21 protein-coding genes and 3 pseudogenes are annotated in these 22,888 nt (G+C 41.9%); 5 read left to right on the forward strand and 19 right to left on the reverse strand.

The window, feature by feature from the left end; all coding sequences use genetic code 11:
* Positions 1-18 precede the first annotated feature (18 nt).
* From DW059_RS16950 to DW059_RS03770, 4 genes and pseudogenes are all read right to left on the reverse strand, one after another.
* Positions 19-519, reverse strand: coding sequence for a sulfatase-like hydrolase/transferase (locus tag DW059_RS16950; RefSeq protein WP_330408249.1), 501 nt, complete (start codon positions 517-519; stop codon positions 19-21).
* The gene (locus tag DW059_RS16955; protein ID WP_330408250.1) at positions 479-2,044 is read right to left on the reverse strand and encodes an LTA synthase family protein; all 1,566 of its coding nucleotides are present in this window, start codon (positions 2,042-2,044) and stop codon (positions 479-481) included. Before DW059_RS16955 ends, DW059_RS16950 begins: the two co-directional genes overlap by 41 nt.
* 106 nt (positions 2,045-2,150) lie before the next feature.
* Positions 2,151-2,914 (reverse strand): annotated as a pseudogene (locus tag DW059_RS03765) (TraX family protein).
* Positions 2,915-2,934: 20 nt separating this feature from the next.
* Positions 2,935-3,957 carry a lysylphosphatidylglycerol synthase transmembrane domain-containing protein gene (locus tag DW059_RS03770; protein WP_330408254.1) on the reverse strand — a complete coding sequence of 341 codons (1,023 nt, stop codon included), beginning with the start codon at positions 3,955-3,957 and terminating at the stop codon, positions 2,935-2,937.
* Between the two features lie 695 nt (positions 3,958-4,652).
* On the opposite strand from DW059_RS03770, the gene DW059_RS03775 reads away from it, so the two are divergent.
* Positions 4,653-5,618 carry a zinc dependent phospholipase C family protein gene (locus tag DW059_RS03775; protein WP_117697804.1) on the forward strand — a complete coding sequence of 322 codons (966 nt, stop codon included), beginning with the start codon at positions 4,653-4,655 and terminating at the stop codon, positions 5,616-5,618.
* Here the strand turns inward: DW059_RS03775 and DW059_RS03780 are convergent.
* The 6 genes from DW059_RS03780 to DW059_RS03800 form a co-directional block, all read right to left on the reverse strand.
* The gene (locus DW059_RS03780) at positions 5,582-6,532 is read right to left on the reverse strand and encodes a D-2-hydroxyacid dehydrogenase (protein ID WP_117697806.1); all 951 of its coding nucleotides are present in this window, start codon (positions 6,530-6,532) and stop codon (positions 5,582-5,584) included. The two genes, DW059_RS03775 and DW059_RS03780, sit on opposite strands and share 37 nt — an antisense overlap.
* Positions 6,529-7,986, reverse strand: coding sequence for an MFS transporter (locus tag DW059_RS03785; protein ID WP_117697808.1), 1,458 nt, complete (start codon positions 7,984-7,986; stop codon positions 6,529-6,531). The genes DW059_RS03780 and DW059_RS03785 overlap by 4 nt, the downstream gene beginning before the upstream one ends.
* Positions 7,987-7,998: 12 nt before the next feature.
* A complete protein-coding gene (locus DW059_RS16340; protein ID WP_242986091.1) occupies positions 7,999-8,364 on the reverse strand; it encodes a DUF6363 domain-containing protein in 366 nt (121 codons plus the stop codon).
* A complete protein-coding gene (locus DW059_RS16345; protein WP_242986093.1) occupies positions 8,331-8,849 on the reverse strand; it encodes a patatin-like phospholipase family protein in 519 nt (172 codons plus the stop codon). Before DW059_RS16345 ends, DW059_RS16340 begins: the two co-directional genes overlap by 34 nt.
* A gap of 30 nt (positions 8,850-8,879) precedes the next feature.
* Entirely contained in the window at positions 8,880-9,305 is a 426-nt protein-coding gene (locus DW059_RS03795; protein ID WP_022243497.1) for an NfeD family protein, read from the reverse strand.
* 99 nt (positions 9,306-9,404) lie between these two features.
* On the reverse strand, positions 9,405-9,845 hold the full coding sequence (locus DW059_RS03800) for a MarR family winged helix-turn-helix transcriptional regulator (RefSeq protein WP_117697810.1): 441 nt from the start codon (positions 9,843-9,845) through the stop codon (positions 9,405-9,407).
* 128 nt (positions 9,846-9,973) lie between these two features.
* On the opposite strand from DW059_RS03800, the gene DW059_RS03805 reads away from it, so the two are divergent.
* Both DW059_RS03805 and DW059_RS03810 read left to right on the forward strand, forming a co-directional pair.
* Positions 9,974-11,725 (forward strand): ABC transporter ATP-binding protein, encoded by a 1,752-nt coding sequence (locus tag DW059_RS03805; RefSeq protein WP_117697812.1) that lies wholly within the window; start codon positions 9,974-9,976, stop codon positions 11,723-11,725.
* Complete coding sequence (locus DW059_RS03810) at positions 11,725-13,599, forward strand: ABC transporter ATP-binding protein (protein ID WP_117697814.1); 1,875 nt, start codon at positions 11,725-11,727, stop codon at positions 13,597-13,599. Before DW059_RS03805 ends, DW059_RS03810 begins: the two co-directional genes overlap by 1 nt.
* Before the next feature lie 137 nt (positions 13,600-13,736).
* Here DW059_RS03810 and DW059_RS03815 read toward each other — a convergent pair whose 3' ends face one another.
* The 9 genes and pseudogenes from DW059_RS03815 to DW059_RS16350 form a co-directional block, all read right to left on the reverse strand.
* Positions 13,737-15,002, reverse strand: coding sequence for an amidohydrolase family protein (locus tag DW059_RS03815; RefSeq protein ID WP_117697815.1), 1,266 nt, complete (start codon positions 15,000-15,002; stop codon positions 13,737-13,739).
* Complete coding sequence (locus tag DW059_RS03820; RefSeq protein WP_117697817.1) at positions 14,999-16,333, reverse strand: uracil-xanthine permease family protein; 1,335 nt, start codon at positions 16,331-16,333, stop codon at positions 14,999-15,001. Before DW059_RS03820 ends, DW059_RS03815 begins: the two co-directional genes overlap by 4 nt.
* 371 nt (positions 16,334-16,704) lie before the next feature.
* On the reverse strand, positions 16,705-17,031 hold the full coding sequence (locus DW059_RS03825; RefSeq protein WP_117697819.1) for a putative quinol monooxygenase: 327 nt from the start codon (positions 17,029-17,031) through the stop codon (positions 16,705-16,707).
* 405 nt (positions 17,032-17,436) lie between these two features.
* Entirely contained in the window at positions 17,437-18,321 is an 885-nt protein-coding gene (locus tag DW059_RS03830) for a MurR/RpiR family transcriptional regulator (protein WP_117697821.1), read from the reverse strand.
* A 15-nt stretch (positions 18,322-18,336) separates the two neighbouring features.
* Positions 18,337-18,997, reverse strand: a pseudogene (locus tag DW059_RS17775) (HAD family hydrolase).
* Positions 18,998-19,073: 76 nt separating this feature from the next.
* A complete protein-coding gene (locus DW059_RS03840; protein ID WP_118540796.1) occupies positions 19,074-19,790 on the reverse strand; it encodes a 4'-phosphopantetheinyl transferase family protein in 717 nt (238 codons plus the stop codon).
* 208 nt (positions 19,791-19,998) lie between these two features.
* Positions 19,999-20,601, reverse strand: coding sequence for an AAA family ATPase (locus DW059_RS03850; RefSeq protein ID WP_117697827.1), 603 nt, complete (start codon positions 20,599-20,601; stop codon positions 19,999-20,001).
* 139 nt (positions 20,602-20,740) lie between these two features.
* A pseudogene (locus DW059_RS16085) lies at positions 20,741-20,824 on the reverse strand (beta-glucosidase); the annotation flags it as partial.
* Positions 20,825-20,887: 63 nt separating this feature from the next.
* Positions 20,888-21,262, reverse strand: a complete 375-nt coding sequence (locus DW059_RS16350; RefSeq protein ID WP_242986094.1) for a hypothetical protein — start codon at positions 21,260-21,262, stop codon at positions 20,888-20,890.
* A gap of 75 nt (positions 21,263-21,337) precedes the next feature.
* On the opposite strand from DW059_RS16350, the gene DW059_RS03865 reads away from it, so the two are divergent.
* On the forward strand, positions 21,338-21,937 hold the full coding sequence (locus DW059_RS03865) for an HD domain-containing protein (RefSeq protein ID WP_117697829.1): 600 nt from the start codon (positions 21,338-21,340) through the stop codon (positions 21,935-21,937).
* 281 nt (positions 21,938-22,218) lie between these two features.
* A partial coding sequence (locus DW059_RS03870) for a hypothetical protein (protein WP_117697830.1) occupies positions 22,219-22,888 on the forward strand: 670 nt, incomplete at its 3' end.

Here is a 22,888-nt window from a genome sequence, read left to right on the forward strand (position 1 = left end):
CTCTATGTTTTTCACTCTTTAATCCGGTGTTTCATAATACGGAAAAAGATTTTTATCCTTGTCTTTTTCAAACATGTTGTTGTATTGCAGGATATTATACTGATTCAGAAGGTCTGCATCTCCCCCCTGTGCCTCAGAATAATGAAAGAATTCACCCTGGCTCTTCGAATAAAATGCTCTGGAATTCATTGCCGGTATCTCTTCCTGTAAGTCTGCTAAGAACTGGTTATATGCCGGCAGTTCAATACCCGCCTGCTGCAGTGTCATTGTAGATAAGTAATTCAGGCTGGTCAGTTCCACATCTTTACTTTCACTGTCATAATTCGTCCATACAAAAAATGGTACTGTAAATAATTCCTGCAGTTCATCCAAGGTAAGACCGGATAATCCCTTGCCATTCATGGACTGATAGAAATTATTATTCAGACTCGGCTGATGGTCTCCGAAAAATACGATTTCGACCTTGTCATCCACATTTTCAAAATAAGTAATCAGATTTCCAGTGCTTGTCACTCTCATGAATCAGGCTTAAATACTGGTTCACATCACTGAAATAATGATTCTTAAGATTTATCGTATTCCGGAAATTGTCATAATAATCGGTATAGCCACCGTGATTCTGCATGGTAACACCTAAGATAAATAATTTCTCATCGGAAGTCTTTTCCTCATACTGGTCAATAATTTTATTGTATAATTCCTGGTCCGTAATATATTCCCGCATGATATTGGTCTGGTCGAAATCATCGATAAAGAGACTCTCATCGAAGCCCAGCAACGGATAAACCTTGCTTCTGCTCCAGCCGGACGCATAGTAAGGATGCATGGAAATGCAGGAATATCCCCGCTCCTTTAAGGTGCTCACCAGGGAATACGGTTTCTTTGACATATACTGCTGATAAGGCACGGAGCCGCTTGGCAGGAATGCCATGGAATTTCCCGTCAGAAATTCCCACTCAGAATCCGGTGTCTTTGCACCAAAGACAGAAGACAGTGCATATCCCTTAATGACATTGGTGTCCATGGAATCAAAAAATGGTGTTACCTCTTCCGTTGTCTCAAATCCATAATGGGAAATCACACTCAAATCAGCAAAGGACTCATTCATAATGACAATAATGGTCGGGTCATCTTCCGAGCCTTTATTCTCCGGTGCCGGATATTCTTTGGAAATCTCTTCCACCACATCTTTTGAGTATCCATCCGGCTCCGCCACAAAGGAATCCCGGATGCTGAGTACAAAATTTAAGATATAGCCGTTGCGGTAAGTTCCTTTCTGTTCCCAGGATTCCATTACCGTATCTTCTGTGGCAATTCCCACATAAATTCCCATCACCAGCGCTGCCGCAAAGGCACTGATCCGAAGCATCCATTTCTTTTTAAATTCAAAATTCAGCTTCCTTATAAAGGCAACATATATCATGCTAAGAAGTATGACATAGACCGCCCGGTCTTCCAATACAAATTTATAATTTGCTGCCACGGAAAGTCCGGTGGATGCCGCTTTCAAATCTCCGAAAGAAAATTCATTTCCACGGAACTGATAGACAAAGTAATTGATTCCTGCAAGGCTTAAAAGGAAAATATGTCCTATCATGCAGGCAATCTTCGGCTTTGCTGTAATCACTAACAGGGCAAGATAAAAGGCCATGCAGCAGAGCACATTCCATCGGGTGTGATTCACACTGATTTTCTCCCGCAGCTCTGCATCCAGCAAAAGATACTGCACCATATGCTCTGTCATGATGGCACTTAAGAAAATTTCAAGAGCAGCCCAGAGTGGATTGGCTTTCTCCGGCAATGTAATCTTAAGATTTTTGATTCCAAAATAAATCAGCCCTGCGGCAGCTGCCACTGGCACATTTACCCCACCATAGAGACAAAAGCCCAACATCACTGCAAAAGCAATGAGTCCGGCTCTTATATTTGTTTTCTTATAATCCAGTTCGATAAGTCTAGCTGAATGTTTTTTATTCTGCTCCGTTTTATCCTGTACGGTCTTATTCTGTTCTATTTCATTTCTTTCTGCTTTATTCTCATTCATTTCTTACAATCCTGCCGTCTTCTTCTGTGACAGAACTTCTGTCCATCCGCTACTATAACGCAGGTCTTTTTTGTTTGCAAGCCTCTTCACAAAATCTTAAAGAAATCTATGCGACTGCAATCGGTCCCATTCCCATTGCCCAGCAGATGATATACAAAATCAGAAGGTGCGCCGGATAGAAAATGTAGAAAAAGTATTTCAAAGAAAGTCCACGTTTTCCATTATAAAACGCAATCGGAATGAATGCCAGCGGTGCAGTAAGCTCCCAGGAAAATCCGATACATCCTGCAAGCAGCTGGTAGGATTTTTTCTTACGGAATACATAGAGTAATACGATGCAGGCAACGCCAATTCCGGCATAGTCGGTATTTAAAAATTCTGCCGCAAGGATTCCTGCTGCAAGAATTCCCGCATCAAAAATAACTTTCTTAAACTTCGCAAACCGTTCCTGATTCTCCACTGCCTGAAATCCCCACATAACCATCAGTCCGATAAACAGTGTAAAAAATACATTCTGATAACCGGATTCCAATATTTTTCCATTGAATAATAAGTCAAATGGAATTTCAGATACCATGCAGAAGGAAAGCAGACGAAGTGCATATTTCTTCACATCATGTGTATGTTCAAAACCTCGATTAAAAGGAAACAGAAAATCGGAAATGCCAGTCTTCCGACAAAACGCATCATCTGATATGTAATCACCAGGGTACTGTTGGCATCAATCCATGCATTCAGATCTGCCGCCTCATTCATACCACGGACTACCAGCAATCTGCCAAGAACTCCGGCTCCGATATGGTCAATTAACATCGTTATAATCGCAATGATTTTCAGTGTGCTGCCACTGATTCCTTTTCTTTCTTTCATCTTAATTCCTTCTCTTTCCCTTACTGCTGTGCCTTATCTGCCTTGCGTTTTGCAATCCGTCGGTCAATACGCTTATGCAGTAATACCACCACACCACCGATAACAAATGGAAGTACGAATGTTGCAAAACGGTATAACAGTGCCGCAGAACCGGCTTCTCCGGTTCCTACCAATACTGTAAACAATGCGGTAAATACAAACTCTGAGGAACCGATTCCTGCCGGAGACGGAATGACTGCTGCCAGCATAAAAGCAAGGGAAGTAACTGCCCAGGACTGTAACAGTGTCAATCCATATTCCCGATATAAAATCACGAATGGTATGCCATAGCAGAATGCAAATTTCAACAGATTCTTAGCTACAATGGATGCGATTAGTTTTCCCTTGGTCAGAAGCATGCCTGCTGCATCCTCTAAGATGCCACACTGTTCCCGTAACATGGCTGCCTGCGCATCGAATTTTCCTTTGCGGTTCAGCTTGTCCACCAGGAAAAGTAAAATTCCATGGAACTTCTTTGAACAGCAGAATAAAAGTAATGCAGTTGCTATCACTGCCGTCAACACATATCCTGCAATCAGAAGATTAAAATATTCGGAATAATGTTCCTTCATAAATCCGAAATTTAACAGGAAGAAAATAATGGAAAAGATTGCAATCGTTACTTTATGAATCGCATACTCTACCATATACATTCCGGTTCCCTGAAAAACCGGAATTCCTTTTTCATTGAAATAATATACCGCTGCCACACCGGCACCACTGCCTAAGGTTGCCACACGGTAAAATGAGCAATAAAAGGCGCTCTCTACACCCATCCGGTATGTAAACTGTGGATTATACTGCTTTGCGAAGGAATAATTAATCCATCCTTCTACCACATTATACATAACACCGGCACCGCAGATGGTAATGACCACCCAAGGTGCAGTTGTAGAAAGCTCCTTTAAAATTGGTCCGGCTGAATCCCGGAACGTATAAATGATAATTGCTACGATGGCAATTACAAAAACCAGTTTCAGTATTTGCTTTGTCCGCTTATTAATAAAACCTCACTCCCAGTTCTCTTTTTCCTCTGCTGCCTGTCTATTTTACCACGTATCTCCATGGATTATTCGTCACACACAGGATTATATCAAATATCCATTTTTTGTCAAACTTCTGTATTATATTTCCTGGCAAAAAGTGCTATACTTTAATTATCTATATATAAGCGATTGCAACGAAAGAAATTCTAAATGGTGAGTTTTTGATATTCAAAAGATATCTTTTTCTTTGATATGAAATGCCTGCAGTTCTTAGTGCATGTTTTTCTTGATTGTAAACTGTCTTTCCGCCTGCTTTGACGGAAGTACCGCACGGTCCGCCGGATGCGGATGCGACATAAAGCCTGCAAGGGGCACTGGGAATTTCGATTTACATTTCATTCGTTCTGGCAACCGGCGCAAATTCACATCCATGTTCAGATGCGCCTCGCTGGCACGTCCTGTGCCAGCGTTGCCGGATGCCAGACGAAATTCCGGGTGCCCCTAACAGCCCTTATCATGCATCCGCATTTCGGCGAACCGTGCAGTACTTTTGTCAAACATTGGAAAGACGGTTTTTATCACAGGAAGAAAAACATGCACTTTAGAACTGCGGTATTTTATAGCCGAAAAAGATACTTTTAAATAGCAAAAAACTCACCCTTTAAAATTTGCTGCAATCACTTAAAATATAATTAGTTGAAAGGATTGTTGTTATGCCAGGATTTACCACCCACTATTTATTTGGACTGAATTCTTTTCGTGAATTAGAGGAACCAGATCTTGTTTCCTGCATCCGTAAATTTCCGCATGCATTCTGTATGGGCTTACAGGGACCGGATATTTTCTTTTATTACCTGCCGTCCTACCTCCGCTCTTCCGGAAATATCGGGCAGTTGGCACACCACAAAAATACCGGTATTTTTCTTACCCAGCTTTTAAAAAGTAAGGACATGTTCTTGGAAGAGACGGAACAGCAGATTGCCATTTCCTATATCTGCGGCTTTCTTGGACATTATGTCTTAGATACTACCTGTCATCCATATATCTTTGCCAAGTCACACTATGGCACTTATGATAAGGGTTATTTTGGTCATCATGTATATCTGGAAACAGATATTGATGCAGAGCTTCTTGCTTATTATAAAAACTGTGCACCATCTGAATTCAACCAGAGTGCCACCCTGCACATCAGCCGGAAGGAACGGCACATTATTGCTTCTTTATTATTAAAGGCTTACAGCTCCACATATAAAGAGTACCGCTTTACTTACCGCTCCATGCAGGCTGCCTTAGAAGCTGTGCAGCTTAATACTGCATGGATTCGTGACCCGCAGGGCAAGAAAAAAGTCCTTGCCCGTAAAATCGAGGCAAAGACTTTAGGTTATGCATGTATTTCTCCGTTGATTCCAAGTGACTACTTTACTTTTACGGTAGACCCGCTGAATCTTCGTCATTTCCGTTGGCGAAATCCATGGAACAAAGAAGATGTCTCCCATGAGTCCTTCTTTGACCTTCTGGATACTGCGGGAACCCGGTATCAGTCCATCTTAAATAAAACTGCAAGACTGTTTACGCTTCCAATCGGAACGCCGGTTTACCGGGAACAGTTAGATGCACTTTCCTTAGAGCTAGGAAACAACTCTTATGATTCCGGACTTCCATTAGAGAAAAATTCCTGAATCTGACCACAGATAATCTCCATGAGGCGGGTGCGGGCTTCCACACTCGCCCATGCAATATGCGGCGTAATCAGTAATTTCTCACTGTCTTTGATTCTGCTCAGCGGATTTTCCGGACTCATCGGTTCTACCCGGAGGACATCCAGTCCTGCTGCCGCAATCTCACCCTGTTCCAAGGCTTCTGCCAAATCCTCTTCTACCACAATCGGTCCTCTTCCAAGGTTTAAGAAAATAGCCGTTTTCTTCATCTGATGAAAAGCTTTTTTATTCATCAAATCCAACGTTTTTTCATCCAACGGTGCATGAACGGATACAATATCCGATTCCTTTAACAGTTCTTCGAAGCTGACACGCTCATAGCCCGGCTGGCTGTTTCGCCCGGAAGTGGAATAGTAAATGACACGACAGCCAAAGGCTTTTGCAATATCTGCAACTCTTCTTCCGATATTTCCAAGTCCGATAATGCCCCAGGTCATTTTTGCCAGCTCTCCGAAATGTTTATCAAAGTGGGTAAACATTTTATCTCCGATATATTTTTCTTCTTTTACATAGCGGTCATAATAAGGCAGCTTTTCCAGTAAATAAAAGAGCATGGCAAAGGTATGCTGTGCCACCGATTCCGTGGAATATCCTGCTACGTTGCGCCATGCAATACCACGTTTTTCAAGGTATGCCTTATCGAGATTATTCGTTCCGGTTGCCGTCACACACACAAGCTTTAAGTGGCTTGCATTTCCAATGGTCTTTTCGTTAACTTCTACTTTATTTAGTACCAGCACATCTGCATCCACGCTTCGTACTGCCGCTTCCTCTGCTGTCGAGAAATCATATTTTATAACTTCTCCCAATGCATCATATGCGGATAAATCAATATCCTCTCCAATTGATTTTGCATCTAAAAAAACGATTTTCATTCTATCTCTTCCTCCTGCAATGCTGCCGCAATTTCATTCATTTTCTTCTTGTCCAGCCGGTAAAATTTCAACGCAATCAAAGAACTTACCCAGCCGATAATCGGTGTTCCGCAAAATAGGAATATGGTTGTATAACGCAATACCGGTGTCAAGGCATCACCAATCTGCGGAAATGTTTTATTATATCCAATAAGTAACATTACCAGTCCTACAAATGCCGTTCCCAGTGCCGCAAAAATTTTATCTACAAAGGAAAACAGTGCTCCCATCAGTCCCGGTACAAATTTACCGCTGCGGTACTGCTCATAATCGGAGCAGTCTGCAATCATCGGCACCACCATATTATTTGTAATGGACTTACAGCCATTTAATAATACAAAGAATAACATAAACCAGAAGGAAATGGCATTAAAATGTTTGAGATTAAAAGTAACCGTATTGATATTGTCCTGCATCAACACCACAATCAATAGTAACTGGAAGAAAATGCCAAGTCCCGTAAATAATACCAGTGCCTTCTTCTGTCCCATCCTCTGTGCTGCCCGGATGCCAACGGTCACTACCAAAAGCGTCGGCAATGCTGCCACCACACCAATCCATCCGGCAATTCCATAATTTTCCATCATGATGCCATAAAGCATAACGCCTACTGTTGTATGGCTGTATACCGTTGCCGCAAACCGGTTGGTGCAGGCTGCCATAATCAGCATACGGATTGGCTTGTTCTGTTTTAAAATCAAGAAAAAATCCCACACCTTAATCTTCTGTGTCTGCTGATGTTCATAGCGTCCCGGCTGGTCTTTCTTCCAGATTCCGATTACCGCCAAAAGTGTTGCCAGTGCCGACAATACCACAACCCAGAATACATACTCCACATACAGCTCTTCGTTGGTAAATCCACCGTATTTCGGCACCAGATAATTGGCTACAAACAAGGCACTGCCGCCGTATGCCGCCATGATGAAAATGGAATCGAAATAAGTGGACAGCGGGCGTTTCTTCGGATTATTGGTAATAATCGTCTGCCCCGATTTGGCAACCACAGTCTGAAAGGTATATCCGATAATAAAAATTGCATAGATAATAATAAAATACGGAATCCGTACCCACTTTGAAATCAGATGTGTTGTCGCAAACAGGAGAACAGCACTGACTGCCATCAGTATATTTCCAGCCACCATAAAAGGACGGAATTTTCCAAACCGTCCTTTACTCTTATCCAACAGAAAACCAACCACAGGGTCAGTTACACCATCAAAAATATTCATTGCTGTTACCAGTGAAGAAATCAACACAACAGAAAAGCCAGCCATGGAATTGGCATAGTATGAGATATAGCCCATCAAAGCCAGATACAGATTTGCTGCTGTATTATTCATGGAAAAAAATGCAATCTGCCAGATTTTTGCATCATTATAATGAATTGTCTTTTCCTGCTCTATCTGTTCACTCATCATTCCTGCTTCTTACTTCTTCAAATAATTCTTTAATGCTACCATCTGTTCTTTTCCCTCAAGATAACCTTCTTCGTATAATTCTTCTAACCGCTTCGGGTCACTTTCGGTTCTGCCTACCCCATGGGTCGTATCCGGTGCAATTACAAAAACGCGTCCTTCTTTTTCCAACCGGAATAATTTTTGCATGGACTCATTATATTTTGCTGGACGCTCCTTCAAATCCTTTACGATATTTGGATAACGCCGATATAATGCAGAAGAAATCTTCGTTCCTCCATCCGTATGCTTCTCATAGCCACGCTCTCTTGTCAGTACGACAATTACCTTATCGCAGCCCTGCTCTAATGCCCTCTCAAATGGAACGGAATCTGCCACGCCGCCATCCAGATAATAGCGTCTGCCCACCTGCACCGGCTTGAAAATACCGGAAGTGCACAGCTTGCTTCGATAACTGACATGCTGGAGCTGTCTCTTGGCACTTCAAGATACTCTGCTTTACCGGAATGAATGTTGGTCACTGCTGCTTCCACCTGTCCCGGAAATGCTGCAAATGCATCATAATCAAAGGGCAGTAATTTATTTGGCACTTCATCAAAGACGTAATCCAGATTATAAAAGGTCTTGCGGTTCTTATCAAATAAGAACTTAAATCCCTGATAATTACCATCTGACATATATTTTCTTGCAAGCTCTAAGTTTCTGCCGTGCTGCTTTGACAAATAGGATAAGCCAAAGGCTATTCCTGCCGATACGCCGATAAAATAATCAGGCATTATATTTTCTTCAAGAAATGCGTCTGCCACTCCACAGGAAAAAATTGTCCTGCTGGCTCCGCCTTCAAATACCATTCCAAGTTTCATATGCAATCGCCTGCCTTATCTTTTCTTACTCTACTGTGGTTTTACAATCAGTTTGACACCACTTATTGCCACAACTTCTGCAGTAGTATCTGCTTCTATGGTAACTGCATCGTCATTGCTTCTTGCCGTCCATTCCTGTCCGTTTAATACAGCTGTTCCTGTCTCTTCGATATTGTCAATCTTCATTGTTACACGTACGGTCTTTCCGATGGCATCCTCGTAATTCGTCCGGGTCTTATGCGGGTTTAAATATTTTACTGCCCATGGTCTTGTAAAGAATAACAATACAAAAGATACCACAAGGAATAAAATTACCTGCAGCCAGACTGGACCTCCTACTGCTGCCACAATCAGGGCTGCCATGCTTCCGCCTGCAAACCAGATGGTTGTCAGTCCTACCGTAATAATCTCTATAATCAGTAATATTACAAAAAGTGCTAACCAGAAAATAATCATCTCCTGCTCCTCCCTTTTCTTCGTTTGCATCTATTATAGCAAAAAGTCATATATATAGGAAGTAGAACCTTCTCTTTTCCTTATGTCTTTTCCTAAGCTTTACAGATTCTTCTCAAGATTATAGCGTACACGTTTCAAAAGAGAATATAGTTCATCTGCTTCTTCTTTTGTCATTCCATCCACCAGGAGCTTCTCCATTTCAGAAAAGAAGTTCATCATTTTCAAATGCTGCTGTTCCCCCTTTTTCGTCAGAAGAATCTGCTTTAATCGTGCATCTTCTTTTAGTTCTTTTCTGGTAATCAGTTCCTTTTTCTCCATGGACTGCAGCATTTTGCTTGCCGTTGCCCTGGAAATTAAGAATTCCTGCTCAATGTCCTTCTGGCAGATGACCTTATCTTTATTACAATATAAAAAGCCCAGTGTCCGCCCCTGCATCGGTGCCACACCATCTCTCTGATCCGCACCATACCGGTCACAGTATGCTCCTATCATATTATGTATGACCCGGATGTCATTTCCAAGTTTTCTCTCTTCGCACATCTCATAATCCTTCTTTTCTTTCCCAAAAAATTCATTGACATATAAAAAATATTGTTATATAACAATATCTGTTAGTATGCTAACATTTATGTTATAGCATACAATTTAGAAAAAAGGAAGTGAAATTTATGTTAAAGACTTTAGCTGCCCAGATTAAAGAATTTAAACGTGATTCCATCTTAACTCCTATCTTTATGATCCTTGAGGTTCTGATGGAAACTTTAATTCCTTTTCTGATGGCTTCCATCATTGATAATGGTGTCAACAAGGGTGACATCCATCACATCTATGTAGTCGGTGCCTGGATGGTCGTTGCTGCATGCTTCTCCCTGTTTGCCGGAATTATGGGTGGAAAATATGGTGCCCGGGCATCCACCGGATTTGCCCGTAACTTAAGGAAATCCATGTTTGAAAATATTCAGACCTTTTCCTTTGCTAACATTGATAAATACAGCACTGCAGGTCTTGTTACCCGTATGACTACTGACGTCACCAACCTGCAGAATGCTTACCAGATGATCCTCCGCATGTGTACGAGAGCACCGGCCAGTCTGATTTGTGCCATGGCAATGTCCTTCTTTATCAGTCCGAAGCTTGCCAGCGTTTATCTGATTGCCGTTATCCTCTTAGGTGGTGTGCTTGCTATCATCATCCGGTTTGCTACCAGATATTTTAATGAAGCTTTTCCAAAATATGATGACTTAAACGCAAGAGTCCAGGAAAATGTTTCCGCTATCCGCGTAGTAAAAGCTTATGTCCGTGAAGACCATGAAGCTTCTACTTTTAAGAAAGCCAGCGGAAATATTTACAAGCTCCTGGTAAAGGCTGAAAATGTTGTTGTTTTCAATGCTCCTGCCATGCAGTTTACGGTATATACCTGTATTCTTTTAATCAGCTGGCTTGGTGCAAAGATGATTGTAAACAGCAGCCTCACTACCGGTGAGCTGATGAGTCTCTTAACCTACTGTATGAATATTCTGATGAGCCTGATGATGCTCTCCATGGTATTTGTCATGATTACCATGAGTGTTGCCAGTGCCCGCCGGGTTTCTGAAGTATTAAACGAAAAGAGTAACTTAAATAACCCAAAGCATCCGGTTATGGAAGTAAAAGACGGAAGTATTACCTTCGACCATGTTGCCTTCAGCTATAAAGAAGATGCGGCTGAGCCGGTTCTTTCCGATATCAATCTGTCTATTCATTCCGGTGAAACCATCGGTATCTTAGGCGGAACCGGAAGTTCCAAGTCCAGTCTGGTGAACTTAATCAGCCGTCTGTATGATGTAACTGAAGGCTCTGTCTCCGTTGGCGGCATTGATGTAAGAAAGTATGACCTTGATACCCTGCGTAACCAGGTTGCCGTTGTACTGCAGAAAAACGTACTTTTCTCCGGTACAATTCTTGATAACCTGCGCTGGGGCGATAAAAATGCTACGGAAGAAGAATGTATCCGTGCCTGCAAATTAGCATGTGCCGATGATTTTATCAACACTTTTCCGGATAAATACAATACATACATCGAACAGGGGGGAACCAACGTATCCGGTGGTCAGAAGCAGCGTCTTTGTATTGCCCGTGCCCTCTTAAAGAAACCGAAGATTCTGATTCTGGATGACAGCACCAGTGCCGTAGATACCGCAACTGATGCCAAAATCCGCAAAGCCTTTGCCGAAGAGATTCCGGGTACAACCAAGCTGATTATTGCCCAGCGAATCTCCAGTGTCCAGAGTGCTGACCGCATTATTGTCTTAGATGAAGGTAAGATTAACGGCTTTGGAACCCATGAAGAATTATTAGCAAATAATGCCATCTACCGTGATGTCTATGAATCCCAGACCGGCGGCGGTGGTGACTTTGATGAGAATGGAGGTGCTCAGTAATGGCTGAAAAAAGGAAAGTAAAGAATCCGGGCAAATTATTCTGCCGTCTGATGGCTTACATTTTCCGGAAATACGGAATTGCCTGCTTCCTGGTACTTGTCTTTATTGTATTAAGTGTTCTTGCCAACACCCAGGGAACCATGTTTATGAAAACCCTGATTGACAGCTATATTATCCCGATTCTGAATTCACCGGATAAGGACTTTGCACCGCTGGCTGCTGCCATCCTTCGTGTTGCATGCTTTTACGGTGTGGGAGTTTTAAGTACCTTTGCTTATTCTAAGATTATGATTTATGTTACGCAGGGTACTTTAAATGATTTGCGAATCGATTTGTTTACCCATATGGAAACACTGCCCATTAAATACTTTGACACGCATGCCCACGGCGATATCATGTCTGTATACACCAATGACATTGATACCCTTCGTCAGATGATCAGCCAGAGTATTCCGCAGTTAATCAACAGTGTCATTACCATTGTCAGTGTACTGATTTACATGATTATCCTGAATATCCCACTGACTGTTCTTACTCTTGTAATGGTTGGTGTCATGCTCCTTGTCACGAAAAATCTTGCCGGGAAAAGTGGTAAATACTTTATCGCTCAGCAGCGTGACCTTGGTGCAACCAATGGTTTTATCGAAGAAATGATGGATGGTCAGAAGGTAATTAAAGTCTTCTGCCACGAAGAAGAAAGTATCGAAGCTTTTAACAAATTAAATGACCAGCTTTTCCGCAGTGCTGACAATGCCAACAAATTTGCCAATATCCTAATGCCGGCAAATGCCCAGATTGGTAACATCAGTTATGTACTCTGTGCCATGGTTGGTGGTGTCCTCGCCTTAAATGGCATCGGTGGATTTACACTGGGCGGACTGGCAAGTTTCTTAACCTTTAACAAGAGTTTTAATATGCCAATCAACCAGGTCAGCCAGCAGTTAAACAGTATTGTTATGGCTATGGCAGGTTCCGAGCGAATCTTCACTCTTTTGGATGAGACACCAGAAACCGATGAAGGTTATGTTACTCTTGTCAATGTAGAAAAAGACGGTGAAAAACTTGTAGAGACTTCCGATACCCGAAGCGGACGCTGGGCCTGGAAACACCAGCATCAGGCAGACGGCTCCATTGACTATGTCGAGTTAAAGGGTGATGTGGTCTTTGATGATGTAGACTTTGGATATAATGATGATAAGATTGTTTTACACAATGTGAAATTATTTGCTACTCCTGGTCAGAAAATTGCTTTTGTCGGCTCTACCGGTGCCGGTAAGACTACCATTACGAACCTGATTAACCGTTTCTATGATATTCAGGATGGTAAAATCCGTTACGACGGTATCAATGTCAACAAGATTAAGAAAGCTGACTTAAGACATTCCCTTAGTATCGTATTGCAGGATACCCACCTCTTTACCGCCAGCGTAATGGAAAATATCCGCTACGGTAAACTGGATGCTACCGATGAAGAAGTTATCGCTGCTGCAAAGCTTGCCAATGCAGATTCCTTTATCCGTCATCTTCCGGATGGTTACAATACCATGCTGACCGGTGATGGTGCCAACTTAAGCCAGGGACAGCGGCAGTTACTTGCCATCGCCCGTGCAGCTGTTGCCAATCCTCCGGTACTGATTCTTGACGAAGCAACCAGCTCCATCGATACCAGAACCGAGCTTATCGTTCAGGATGGTATGGATAAACTGATGGCAGGCAGAACAACCTTTGTCATTGCCCACCGTCTCTCCACTGTTAAGAACAGTGACTGTATCATGGTATTAGAGCAGGGCCGCATTATTGAACGGGGCAGCCACGACGAACTAATTGCCCAGAAGGGTAAATATTATCAGTTGTATACCGGACTGCACGGATAAACTTTCTACATGCAGGTTCTGTCATAGACAGTGCTTTATAGCTTCTTAGCAACGTAAAAGACACGAAGTATGTTTCAACCAACTGTTGTTTGTCTGAACATACCTCGTGTCTTCTTTCGTATTCTATGCAATGTCTGCTATGCAAATGGTTTTGCCACAAATTTTCCTTTACAATATCTGGCAAGAATATTCCGGTCATTGCCATCATAGATATACTGCTCTAATTTTTCAAATGGCGTACGTGGCAGCAGACCATCCATTTCATCGGTTTCAATGACCAGTGCATCAAAATCATAGCCTTCTTCAAAGCTTCCGACTTTACCGAAAAAGCTTCCGCTCTGCTTGGTTGCAAGATACAGCGCTTCCGGAAGCTGCAGTGCTTTCTCCTCCGGATGGGAAAGCCAGTTCACTTTCGAAAGCTCTATGGAAGCTGCTACGTGGCGGTTCATATCAGGTGTGTGGCTTCCTGCAATATCACTGGCAATACAGCATCTAAGTCCTCTTTCCAAATTCTTCCGTAACGGCATCACGCCGCTGGACAGGTCTGCGTTGGACTGGGCACAATGGGCAAGCATCACGCCTTTTTCCTTTAAAAAATCTTTTTCTTTATCGGAAAGCCAGATAGCATGTGCCATAATCGTGCGGTTACTCCGCATCAGTCCGTAAGTTTCATATACTCTGGTATAATCTTCTATGGAAGGATGCAGTCCCTTTACCCAGGCAATTTCACTCCGGTTTTCAGATAAATGGGACTGCACCGGAAGATTATATTTCTCACCCAAATCTCCCAAGCCCTGCATTAGTTTTTCTGTTGTGGCAGGAACAAAACGCGGTGTTAATATATAACTGAATTCTTTTAATTTCTCTCTGCTTCGGATAATCAACTCTTCCGTATCTGCTAAGGACTGCTCTGTATCCTCGATTAAAATGTCCGGCGAGTTGCGGTCCATATTTACTTTTCCGATATAACCGGATAAACCGGACTGTTCTGCCAGCTCCATGAATCTCCAGGTTGCATCCTTATGTAAGGTTGCAAATGCGGAAAAACGCATGGTTCCCACTGCCCACAGGCGGTTCAAAAAGAGCTTATATGCCTTTTCTGCAAATGCCACATCCTTATATTTTGCTTCTACCGGAAATGTATAAGTTTCCAGCCACGGAAGCAGTTCTTTATCAAATCCCACGCCCCGGTTGATTAGCTGTGGGGCATGGATATGTACATCATTAAATGCCGGAATGATAATGGCTTCTCCATAATCAATTACTTTTTCCTGACGGTATTCTTCCGGCAGCGTATCATAGAAGGCTTTTACTTTGCCATTTTCAATAAGAAGATACGCCTGCTCTTTTACCACCATTTCATCAATGGATGGTGTATACAAAAAGTTTCCCTTGATTATCATTGTGCAACAACTCCTTCACTCTTCTTTACCTTCTCAGCACTCTCTTCCGGCAGAACCAGATTCAAAATGACTGCGGTAATACCACCAACTGCTGTACCACTGCTTAAGAAGTACTGGACGGTAGATGGGAACATTGCCATTACATCAGAAGAAATAACCATGCTGGAAACGGTAAATACAACGGATAATCCAATGACGAGGATTTTTTTCTGTGTCATCTTTTCACGGCTGACAATTTTTAAACCATTTGCAATCAGAATCTGACAGATAACAATAAAGATACCACTGATAACGCAACCCGGTACGGATGCAATGATTGCCATTAACTTCGGGCAAAAGCCCATAATTGCAAGAATCACACCTGCTGTCATTACTACGACACGGCTGCCGATTTTTGTAATTGAAATAACACCTGCATTAGATGAATATCCGGTTAATGGAGTTCCTCCGAAAACGGAACCAACGAGGCATCCTAAACCTTCGCCGATAACTGCACGATTCAGTCGTTCATCGGTTAATGGTTCTCCGGTTACATCACTGACGGTAATCCATACACCTGTTGTTTCTATTAATACGATAAAGTAAATGAATGTCATTAAAATACATGGAGATAATTCAAATTTCGGTAATCCAAAATGGAATACGTTTGGTACCTGGAACCATGCTGCTTCTTTTACTGCGGAGAAATCCAATGTTCCCATAAATCCAGCTACGATACAGCCTACAATCAACGCACCTACTACGGAAAAGAGACTTAAAAATTTATGTCTGTAATTTGTTTTGTAAGAGATTACATTTACAATAATTAATGTAAGCATTGCTGCAAGACCCGGAACCATATTGTTCATCAGTCCGCCATCGCTGCTGATTACACCGCTGGCTGCAGTAGAGGTTAAAGAAATACCTACTATCATAATAACCAGTCCACCGATATAAGCCGGCACACATTTATTTACGATTTTGGAAAATATCTTTGTTACACCTAGGAGACAGAGAATGATTGCTCCCGGAATCAGGCTTCCGATTAAGGTCGGCATTCCATTGGTGGAACCGATTGCTGCAAGTGCGCTTAAGGCAACAAAGCTTGCGCCCTGTACCACCGGAAGTTTTATTCCGATTCCTGTCTGGATAATGGTTGCAATACCACAGGTAAAGAAACACATCTGAATCAGGTAACTGGTGTCTGCTCCAGATAACCCAAGCATGGCTGCAAGAAGGATTGGAAATACATACAAATCCATGGATAAAATATGCTGGAATGCAAGCAGAATTGCTTTTCCCGGCTTTACTTTTTCATTTACTCCCACAATTAAATTTGAGTTCTGGCTCATAACAATTCCTCCTGTCTTTGGCTATTAAACTACGAGAAACACGCTTTACGCGTTTCTCGAGTTATCGCGGTGCTCGCCAAATCTGCATGCAAGCATGCGATTTTTCTCGCTACTCGCGAAAAAAGGCGCCGCTCCTATTCGGAGACAGCGCCTTTGCCATCAATAATCATATTATTCTGTTCCATACTAGTATAAAAGAAATAAAAAAGAAAGAATACCCCATCACTTTGTTGAGAAGGAAAGTGATAAAGCTTCTTTCTTTAAGTTGTGAACATAATAGCACCGGAGTTTTTACTTGTCAAGGGCAAATTTTATTTTCTTGCATCTAAAATATATTTTCAGTGCGTTACTCCCACATCTATACCCACTGCTTATTTTCGAATGAATTTATCATCCTGCGTGGTTTCATCGTCCGATACGTAACGTTCTACTCTCATGTGAAGGTCGTATTTATCCCTCAATGCCGCAATGGTCTGCATCATCGGAGAAGCATGGTGCACATCCAGTGCCTGCTGGCTCTCCCAGCTGTCTATCAGAAGTACTGTTTCCTTATCCTGCAGCGGCTGAAAATATTCATATCTTAAATTGCCCTCTTCCCGGCGGATTGCATCTGCTGTTCCGCTGTTTTCCATCTCCTGAGCAAATTTTAATGCATTTCCATTTTCACCAGTATAATAAAGATTTACTGTTATGCTCATATGCGTCTCCCTCCTGATAATATCCCCATTTTATAAATGTAATATTACAGTTACATTATTTCCAGTCATAAAATTGCAGTTACAAAGTCTCTAAGAAATGAATCATCAGCTTCTTTAATCCCTGCTGCTCTGTTGCAAGTATTACATTCATCAGATTTGCTTCTAACATTCGTTTCATTTTCTTCTTTAATTTCATATGCGTCACTCCTTTTTTAACGGAGCCCGGAATCTATTTTCCGGGCTCCAACATGCTATAAATGCAAGGGACATATGGCGATGTCTTCCTTACAGTCCAAGGATAACATGTTTTCTGTTCTCTGCAACAAGTGTGACGGATTTTGAATGATCGTTTCAAAAGAATCGGCTCTTATGAATGAAATCTTGAAATTTTGTTTCATTTTATTGCTATGATTTTTCTGTATCACACAGGTTCTTTGCACCAATCTCATAATATTGCTTGCTCAGTTTTATATTTTCAGCATAACCGGCAGAAAATTCCATTGCAAACATAACATCCAGAAGGTATTTTGTTGCTGCGGAAAATGCCACTGTCCACAGTCCTTCCATCCGGATACTTCCACACTCTGTCAGTGTTCTTGGTGTCAGCAGAACCTCATCCACATATGCTTTCATCCTGCTTTTGCCCTGGGATGTAATCAGAATGGTTTTTGCTTTTGCCCGATGTAAATCCCTTACCAGTTCCACCAGCTTCTTATTATTTCCGGTATGACTAATCATGATGGACAGATGATTTTCATTATTCTGCAATGCCATCATCCTTTGTATATTATCTTCCGCATAAGTATTTGCCACCTTATCGCAATGGAAGAACTGGCTGCAGCCGTAGCGTGCCAGATGTATATTCATATCAAAGGCATAGAAATCAATGTACTTGGCCTCATGCACCATTTTTCCCACCCGCGCCAGCTGATCAATCGTAAGAAGACGCTTTGTCTTTTCAACGGCAAGGGTGTCAATGTCCGCAATCTTATTCATAATGGTCATGGCATTTTCCTGCTGCTGTATTACAAAATGCTCTGTGGTCGTCTCCTGTCCACCCTCCGTACTCTGCAATTCACTTAGGAAACGCAGCCGGAATTCTCCATAATCCTGACAGCCGATTTTCCGGCAAAAGCGGCTTACAGCAGCAGTACTGCTATAAGAAACTTCCCCTAACTGCTTTGCTGTCATGGAAATGACAGTCTCCGGATGTTCCATCAGATAATCACGAATATTTCTTTCCCGTTCCGTCAAGTCCTTCCGCTCCTGCATCTGTCGGATAATTTCCATTTGCCATTCTCCTTTTTACGCATTGAATTCATCTAAAATTGCATACAATTCTTCAGCACTAGCTGCCAGATGTGTTGCTCCATGCTCCTTTAAAAATGGAACATCCCGGAATCCCCAGGTCACACTGATACATGGCATACCGGAATTTGCTGCTGTTGCAATGTCCACATCAGAATCGCCTACATAGACTGCTTCTTCACTGCTGCTTCCAAGCTCCTTTAACGCCTGCATAACAGTGTCAGGTGCGGGTTTCTTACGAATGCCATCCTTTTCTCCAATGGCAACTTCAATCTTTCCTTTAAAATAAATCTGCTGTAATTCCTTTACTGCAAAATCCGCTTTATTTGAAACAATTGCAAGGCGATAGCCTGTCCCTTTAAGGAAGTAATTATTTCTTCCACGCCCGGATAAAGGCAGGTGGTATCATTACAATGCTCACCATAATATTCTTTAAAAGCTGCAAATACATGCTCAAATTCCGGATTTTCCTCTCCGCCCTCTAACGCACGCTCAATCAGCTTGCGGATGCCATTTCCGACAAATTTCCGGACATCCTCTATACTGTGCTGTGGCTGCCCATATTTTCCAATGCATAATTGGTTGCATCAGTCAAATCTTTTAATGTGTTTAATAAGGTTCCATCCAAGTCAAAGATAACAGTGTTATATTTTTTCATCCTTCTTCTGCCTTTCTGTCACTTCCCCCGCCCCATAATTAGCAGACAGCAAATGTGAATCATGCGCTGACATTGCTCATGAGAAGCTGTCCTCTTGTAGCCATATAATTTCTGCCGCATTTTCTTTCTCAGACTCCGTGCACACGCAGATGTGGTAATCCGGTATCTCATCATGCTCTGCGAAGTTTACCGGCTGCAGGATGCCTTCCCGGTAAAGTGCTATGCCATCTTTCTTCGGATAAGATGCGATGCCATTCTCCCTCCGGTGAACTGCAATGTTCTTTAATGGAAAGGTAATTCCTTCGCCACTCCATTTTACATAGCTTTCCTTGGCTGTCCAGAGACGTACAAATGCCATTTCTTTATCCGGCTGGCTCTGTATCCATGCCTGCTCGTCCTTTGTGCAGCACTTGTCCAAAAGCGTCTGCTTTAATGCTCTCCGGTGTTCGATGTCAATTCCAACCGGTGCATCAGAAAATACCGCCACTGCATAGTTTCCTGTGTGAGACAGATTAAAATGCAGTCCCTCACAGCCTGCCACCTGCGGCTTGCCATGGGTTCCCATTATAAGCTGACAGGCATCTAAATCTATACCATTTTCCCGTAGCCCATAGGAAAGCAGGATGCCTGCAGCAAGACTCCGCAGTCTGTCCTCTTCTTTTTTTATTTTATTTACCTTCTCCCAACGTGTGGGAAGCAATTTTATTTGTTCTTTATATTCCGGATGCTCTTTTAACAGCCGGATATCCATTCCATATATGCTCCACATATTCATATCATAGCACAAATACAAAAAGTTCTCCACATTCTGTTATAAAAAAGAATGTGCCTTGGCGCATTCTCGCGCCTGCGACATCTACCTTATGCGCCGCAGTGTGCATCCTCGCGGAGCGTTTTTTACTTTGCAGGAAAGCAATTTCCTGTAAAGTAAAAAATCCCCGGGCAAAATACTTCTCTTCCCGTAAGAAGCATTCCCGGGGTTCCACTTTTAAACTATGTAATTAGTCCTGATTGATAGTCTCATTTAAGATTCCAGTAATCTCTTTCATGGACTTTTCAAACTCTTCATCATTGTTGTTATTGAAAATCAGTAAATCATCTTTTACATTCGGATCATGCAGATCTTCCGGAATCTCAAAGTTACAGGATGCAATATATTCATCCCAGTGCTCTAACTTCCAGTCATCACGGTCAGATGCTCTGGTAATCATTCTCTCATGAACGATTTCCGGATCTGTCTGTACCCAGATTGTTACTAATGTAGCATCTTTCTTTGCCAGCTGGGCTTTCAGACCTTTGATATATTCCATATCACGGATTTCTCTTGTAAATGGTGCATTGATAAGAACCAGATCTTCATACTCTAATGCCTCCAGTGCCAGATTTACGACACATTCATATTCATAATCACGAATGTTCTTCTCAAAGAAATCACTGCTTCTATTATATGGCTGTCCAGCCACTACAAAAATCTGTTTGGATAATGTAATTAAAGTATCCTTATCCAGATATACAATATGATTTAATCTCTTTGCCAGTTCTTTTGAAATATATGTTTTCCCGCAAGCTGGCGGCGATGTTACGATAATCAGTTTCTTGCTCATTTCTACTTTTTCCTCCGTATTGCCTGTTCATTTTTCCCTCTATTATAAAACAGGTTTTCCGATAGAACAAGGGGTTTTTTTTACTTTTTTTCCTATTTTTTCGTAAATATGCAATATTTTTTAAGATAATAACAGCCGTTTATCTTAGAATTTCTCCGTTGCTTTCGATTACTTTCTTGTACCAGTAGAAGGATTTCTTTTTCGTTCTCTTCAAGGTGCCTTTCCTTCACATATCGATCCAGTATAATTTCAAGGCTTTCATCTTTTTCCTCTTATCCCTGTACTTTTATATGGTTCTTGTCTGTCTCTGATAGCAGAACGGGTCTACCGGATTCTTTCCCTTAAAGGACGACTCGCCATTTATTTTCTTTACCAGCATTTCAACGTTAAATTCATTGGCTGTATATGCATTGATAAAGGTCTCTATCATCGGCACATCCTGCATATGATACGGATTTGCAATGGAGATAAACATGGTCGGAATCTCATGGACAAACCATGGTGCATCATATCCGATTGGTGGTCTCCCACTGCCGGTTTTCCGCTGGCACTGATGGCATCTGTAGTAATCATTCCGTTGAAACCAAGCCTTCCTCTTAACAATCCCTGTAGCAGTTCTTTGGATAATGATGCTATATGCAAAAAAATGCCCTTTTTCCACACAAATTTGATTTGCACATTTATTTTATCCGGTGTATATTTTTACTGAACTGACAAAAGAAAGAAGGTCGAAAAAATGGAACACATTGCAAGAAATGATGCTTTTGCATTACTGAAAAAATATAACAAAGACCCTTTTCATATTCAGCATGCGCTTACGGTTGAAGCTGTTATGAAATGGTATGCCAATGAATTAGGCTATGGCGAGGATGCTGAATACTGGGGTATCGTGGGACTGCTTCACGATATCGACTTCGAATTATATCCTGCCGAGCATTGTCTTAAGGCTCCGGAATTGTTAAAGGATGGCGGCGTTTCGGATGACATTATTCATGCGGTCTGCTCCCACGGCTACGGCATTACCGTAGAATGTGGCACAACCATTGATGTGGAACCGCTTCACGAAATGGAAAAGGTCTTATTTGCTGCAGACGAATTAACCGGTCTTATCTGGGCTGCTGCACTGATGCGTCCGTCCAAAAGCACGAAAGATATGGAATTAAAATCCTTAAAGAAGAAATATAAAAGCAAAGGCTTTGCTGCCGGATGTTCCCGCGAGGTCATCGAGCGCGGTGCCGCTCAGCTTGGCTGGGATTTAGAGAAACTGCTTACCATGACTTTACAGGCAATGGCGGCAACCGAAGATGAAATCAAGGCGGAAATAGACGCGGAATAATTTTTCTGTCTTGCTCCTGCCCTCTTCCTATGTTAAAATGTGAAAAAGCATATATTATACAATCTATATGGCACTTTCTATAGTTCAAATCCGGTTCTGTTTAGAACCCAGCATTTCTGTATCTATCTATGCTTTTGATTCACTATTTAACTAAAAAGCAGGAGCGATACAGTATGGAAATAACTGCCATTATTCGATAGCAGGTAATCTTTTGCCACTGGATATAATATTTATTTTCTATTGCTGCTTATCCTCCTGCCACACACAAGGAGGACTTGCCTATGACAGGAAAAGCACATGAAGCAAATGAAACAACGAAACGCGCACCGGTGGCGAACCGCAAATTTAAGGACACTGTTTTCCGGATGCTGTTTTCGGATAAGGAAGCACTATTATCCCTTTACAATGCAATTAATAACAGTCATTACACGGATTCCGGTGCCCTCGAAATTGTAACCCTGGAAAATGCCATTTACATGGGAATGAAGAACGATCTGGCTTTTATTCTGGACATGAATCTCTATCTATACGAGCATCAGTCCACAATGAATCCAAATATTCCGCTTCGGGATTTATTCTACATCGCAGTGGAATACCAGAAGCTTGTGGATAAGAAATCCCTGTATTCTTCTGCACTACAAAAAATTCCAAATCCCCATTTTATTGTATTTTATAATGGAAGCACACCGATAGATGATTGCTATACCAGCCGTTTGTCAGATGCTTTTTATCATGTAACTGACAATCCATCGTTAGAACTTATTGTTACTACATTCAATGTAAACGCAGGACACAACAACGAGTTAATGTCCCATTGCCAGATATTAAAGGAATATTCCATTTATGTTGCAAAGGTTCGTTCCTTTGCAGAACAGATGCCTTTGGATGATGCCGTACAAAAGGCTGTCACCGAATGCATTCAGGAAAATATTCTGGCAGATTTTCTTAGGA

Origin of the sequence: Roseburia sp. AF42-8 (assembly GCF_003435965.1) — a bacterium.
Taxonomy (GTDB): Bacteria; Bacillota; Clostridia; order Lachnospirales; family Lachnospiraceae; genus Roseburia_C; species Roseburia_C amylophila.

What these genes read in the sequence shown, in the direction of transcription:
- DW059_RS16950 (WP_330408249.1), bottom strand. Translation starts at nt 519, where the DNA reads ATGAGAGTGACAAGCACTGGAAATCTGATTACTTATTTTGAAAATGTG.
- DW059_RS16955 (WP_330408250.1), bottom strand. Translation starts at nt 2,044, where the DNA reads ATGAATGAGAATAAAGCAGAAAGAAATGAAATAGAACAGAATAAGACC.
- DW059_RS03775 (WP_117697804.1), top strand. Translation starts at nt 4,653, where the DNA reads ATGCCAGGATTTACCACCCACTATTTATTTGGACTGAATTCTTTTCGT.
- DW059_RS03780 (WP_117697806.1), bottom strand. Translation starts at nt 6,532, where the DNA reads ATGAAAATCGTTTTTTTAGATGCAAAATCAATTGGAGAGGATATTGAT.
- DW059_RS03785 (WP_117697808.1), bottom strand. Translation starts at nt 7,986, where the DNA reads ATGAGTGAACAGATAGAGCAGGAAAAGACAATTCATTATAATGATGCA.
- DW059_RS16345 (WP_242986093.1), bottom strand. Translation starts at nt 8,849, where the DNA reads ATGAAACTTGGAATGGTATTTGAAGGCGGAGCCAGCAGGACAATTTTT.
- DW059_RS03795 (WP_022243497.1), bottom strand. Translation starts at nt 9,305, where the DNA reads ATGATTATTTTCTGGTTAGCACTTTTTGTAATATTACTGATTATAGAG.
- DW059_RS03800 (WP_117697810.1), bottom strand. Translation starts at nt 9,845, where the DNA reads ATGTGCGAAGAGAGAAAACTTGGAAATGACATCCGGGTCATACATAAT.
- DW059_RS03805 (WP_117697812.1), top strand. Translation starts at nt 9,974, where the DNA reads ATGTTAAAGACTTTAGCTGCCCAGATTAAAGAATTTAAACGTGATTCC.
- DW059_RS03810 (WP_117697814.1), top strand. Translation starts at nt 11,725, where the DNA reads ATGGCTGAAAAAAGGAAAGTAAAGAATCCGGGCAAATTATTCTGCCGT.
- DW059_RS03815 (WP_117697815.1), bottom strand. Translation starts at nt 15,002, where the DNA reads ATGATAATCAAGGGAAACTTTTTGTATACACCATCCATTGATGAAATG.
- DW059_RS03820 (WP_117697817.1), bottom strand. Translation starts at nt 16,333, where the DNA reads ATGAGCCAGAACTCAAATTTAATTGTGGGAGTAAATGAAAAAGTAAAG.
- DW059_RS03825 (WP_117697819.1), bottom strand. Translation starts at nt 17,031, where the DNA reads ATGAGCATAACAGTAAATCTTTATTATACTGGTGAAAATGGAAATGCA.
- DW059_RS03830 (WP_117697821.1), bottom strand. Translation starts at nt 18,321, where the DNA reads ATGGAAATTATCCGACAGATGCAGGAGCGGAAGGACTTGACGGAACGG.
- DW059_RS03850 (WP_117697827.1), bottom strand. Translation starts at nt 20,601, where the DNA reads ATGAGCAAGAAACTGATTATCGTAACATCGCCGCCAGCTTGCGGGAAA.
- DW059_RS03865 (WP_117697829.1), top strand. Translation starts at nt 21,338, where the DNA reads ATGGAACACATTGCAAGAAATGATGCTTTTGCATTACTGAAAAAATAT.